This window comes from Candidatus Neomarinimicrobiota bacterium (assembly GCA_034716895.1).
In the GTDB taxonomy this organism is placed as follows: Bacteria; Fidelibacterota; UBA8477; order UBA8477; family JABMPR01; genus JABMPR01.
Genome location: JAYEKW010000129.1, coordinates 1 through 2,850, shown reverse-complemented (window position 1 = coordinate 2,850; position 2,850 = coordinate 1). Strand labels below are relative to the sequence as shown.

Annotated in this window: 2 protein-coding genes; both read left to right on the top strand. The window is 44.7% G+C overall.

Annotation, left to right across the window (positions count from 1 at the left end):
• Positions 1-256: 256 nt before the first annotated feature.
• A complete protein-coding gene (gene istA, locus U9Q77_08395; protein ID MEA3287380.1) occupies positions 257-1,888 on the top strand; it encodes an IS21 family transposase in 1,632 nt (543 codons plus the stop codon).
• Positions 1,885-2,655 (top strand): IS21-like element helper ATPase IstB, encoded by a 771-nt coding sequence (istB, locus tag U9Q77_08390; protein MEA3287379.1) that lies wholly within the window; start codon positions 1,885-1,887, stop codon positions 2,653-2,655. Before istA ends, istB begins: the two co-directional genes overlap by 4 nt.
• Positions 2,656-2,850 lie beyond the last annotated feature (195 nt).

The window sequence follows — 2,850 nt, the reverse complement described above, 5'->3', positions numbered from 1 at the left end:
TGGGCTTTCTGCCAAGACATTCAAAGAAAAGTGCAACTCATATCTGATCAAATTCTCAGAAAACCAACCAAGCATTTTCAGGAAACCTGATTATTGTTAACCATAATCCTTTCGCTTTGAAAGAATATTTACGATTGCTGCTACTGGATGTCAGCGGGCAGTCAAAGTGGGCCACTAGTGGGCACTTGAAAATAGGCCACCCCTAGAGCGAAAAACCATTAGGTTCTCTTATACATAATAAGGAGGACCTAAAACCATGGGGAATACGCTAGGGATGGATAAAAAAGACCTGATCGAACGGCTATTTGCAACAGGCTGGAGCAACCGTAAGATCAATAGAAGTACCGGTATACATCGTGATACCGTTTCAGCCTACCGCAAGAAATGGCAACAAGAACTCACAGCACTAGAAGCTGATAGAAGTGCTCAATCGAGTAGTGATTCAACCACTAATAAAACGGAAAATCTGAGTCAAAGTGTGCCACCTACAGGGGGTAGCAAGTGCCCACCGAGTAAGGTGGCCCATTTTGAAGTGCCCACCGACCCTGATGAAGCTGACAAAAAGCCCTCCAAATCCAAGGTGGCGGTCTATGATTCTGAGATCAAAGAAAAGCTAAAGGCTGGTCAGAATGCCCAAAGTATTTATCAGGATCTGTGTGCTGAGGAGGCGTATCGAGGCAGCTATTACAGTGTCAAACGATATGTCCGAAAGCTGAATAAAAAGGATCCAAAACTCTATGCCCGGATAGAGACTCTGCCTGGGGTAGAAGCCCAAGTTGATTTTGGGCAGGGAGCACCCACTAACAAGAATGGCCGTTATGTAAAACCCTGGCTATTTGTCATGACCCTGTCAAATAGCCGTAAGAGCTTTGAGAAGGTTGTCTGGCATCAGGATGTGGAGACCTTCATTCGCTGCCATGAAGAGGCGTTCCTGGCCTTTGGCGGGGTTACTGCTACTCTACTTCTGGATAATCTCAAGTCAGGTGTATTGAAAGCTCATCTGTATGAACCAGAACTAAATCCTCTGTACGAAGCATACAGTAAACATGCAGGGTTCATCCCCTTGCCCTGCCGGGTAGCCACCCCCCAGCATAAAGGTAAAGTAGAATCCAATGTGGATTATGTTCAGGACAATGCCTTGGGCGGTAAACGTTTTGAATCCATTGATGAGCAGAATACTCACTTACAGAACTGGAATAATACCTGGGCCAGTACCCGTATCCACGGCACCACCAAGCGTCAGGTTAATGCCATGTTCAAAAAAGAACAGCCAGCATTACAGGCACTTCCTGAGAAGTCATTTGCTTACTTCAAGGTTGGTAATCGTAAAGTCAATGCTTTGGATAGTCACATCGAGGTGGGGGGTGCATTTTATCCCATACCACCCAAGTATATGGGTAAACAGGTCAATGTCCATTTTAACAGCGAGTGGGTCAAAGTACTCTACCATGGAGAAGTGATCCAATGGCTGGATGTAACTCGTAAAGGCAGCTTTCACGCTGACCGTAGCTGTTTACCTGAGAACAAATCCATGGACCAGAATACTTGGCAAAAGAGACTTCTACAACAATGTGATGCTGCAGGTAGTGGAATACGCCGCTGGGCTGACCAGGCAATCTCTAGCAGGGGCATCATAGCATATCGTGCTGTCAATGGCGTATTGCAGTTAAAGAGAAAGTATCCTGTCAGAGATCTGAACAAAGCTTGTAATCTGGCCTGTGAGCGCGGGAGCTTCACTTACCACCTGATCCGTAATTACCTGGAAGAAGGGATCATGAAGCAGGAGGAGCAACAGTTAGAAATACGTCTGCAGCAATCATCTGATATTATTAGATCGCCTAAAGAGTATGCTCATATAATTGGTGAACTTGGGGAGGTCCAATCATGATCGAGCAGATCCAATATCAACTCAAGAGTGTCAGGCTGTCTGGGATGGCTGAGCATTTACAGGTCAGGCTTCAAGAGGCTAAAGCCAATGATCTCCCTTATGATACTTTCCTCCAGAACCTGCTTGATGATGAACTCACCCGGAGAAGGGATCGTCTACTGGACCGGCGCATGAAACAGGCTCGCTTTCCATATCTGCGTAGCATTGATGAGTTCGACTTCAACTTTAACCCCACAATTAATAAGCGAACAGTAAAAGAGCTGGCAACCACAGCCTTCATAACCCGGCATGAAAATGTTCTATTTATTGGCCCTCCAGGCGTTGGTAAAACACATTTTTGTGTGGCTTTTGGAATAGAAGCCATTCAGAACGGTTATAGCGTTTTCTATCGTTCGGTCTTTGATATGGCTCAGGATCTCTATGATGATCCGGAAAAGATTATGTTGTCCAAATACTTGAAACCACATTTACTCATCTTGGACGAGTTGGGAATGAAATCACTCCCGGCAAAAGCGGCTGAGGCTCTTCTGGAAATCATACATCGCAGATATCAGCAACATTCAACCATCATTGCTACCAACAGACCCATTGAGGACTGGGGTAAAATACTGGGAGATACTGCGGCTACTTCTGCGGTTCTGGATCGCTTTCTGGAACTGGTCAATATTATGAAAATAACCGGTCCGAGTTACCGGCTCAGAAACATCAAAAAAGGAGAAATGAATATCGGAAAAAAAGACTTGGAAAAAGGAACTAAAACAAACTAAACTGAACTCGCCGGGGTGGCCTGTTTTCAAGTGCCCCTAACCGGCCCATTTTAAAGTGCCCGCTGACACAATCAATAAATACAAGAATGCTCATTCAGTAAATTTGGATTGTTTGACGATTGAATTAAATGAATTATTAAGGATGAAAGGAATCTTTTCTCTAAGGAAAAACATAAAGGGATTTCGATACAGAGG

Coding starts and splice junctions, on each gene's coding strand:
- istA (MEA3287380.1), top strand. CDS start 257: ATGGGGAATACGCTAGGGATGGATAAAAAAGACCTGATCGAACGGCTA.
- istB (MEA3287379.1), top strand. CDS start 1,885: ATGATCGAGCAGATCCAATATCAACTCAAGAGTGTCAGGCTGTCTGGG.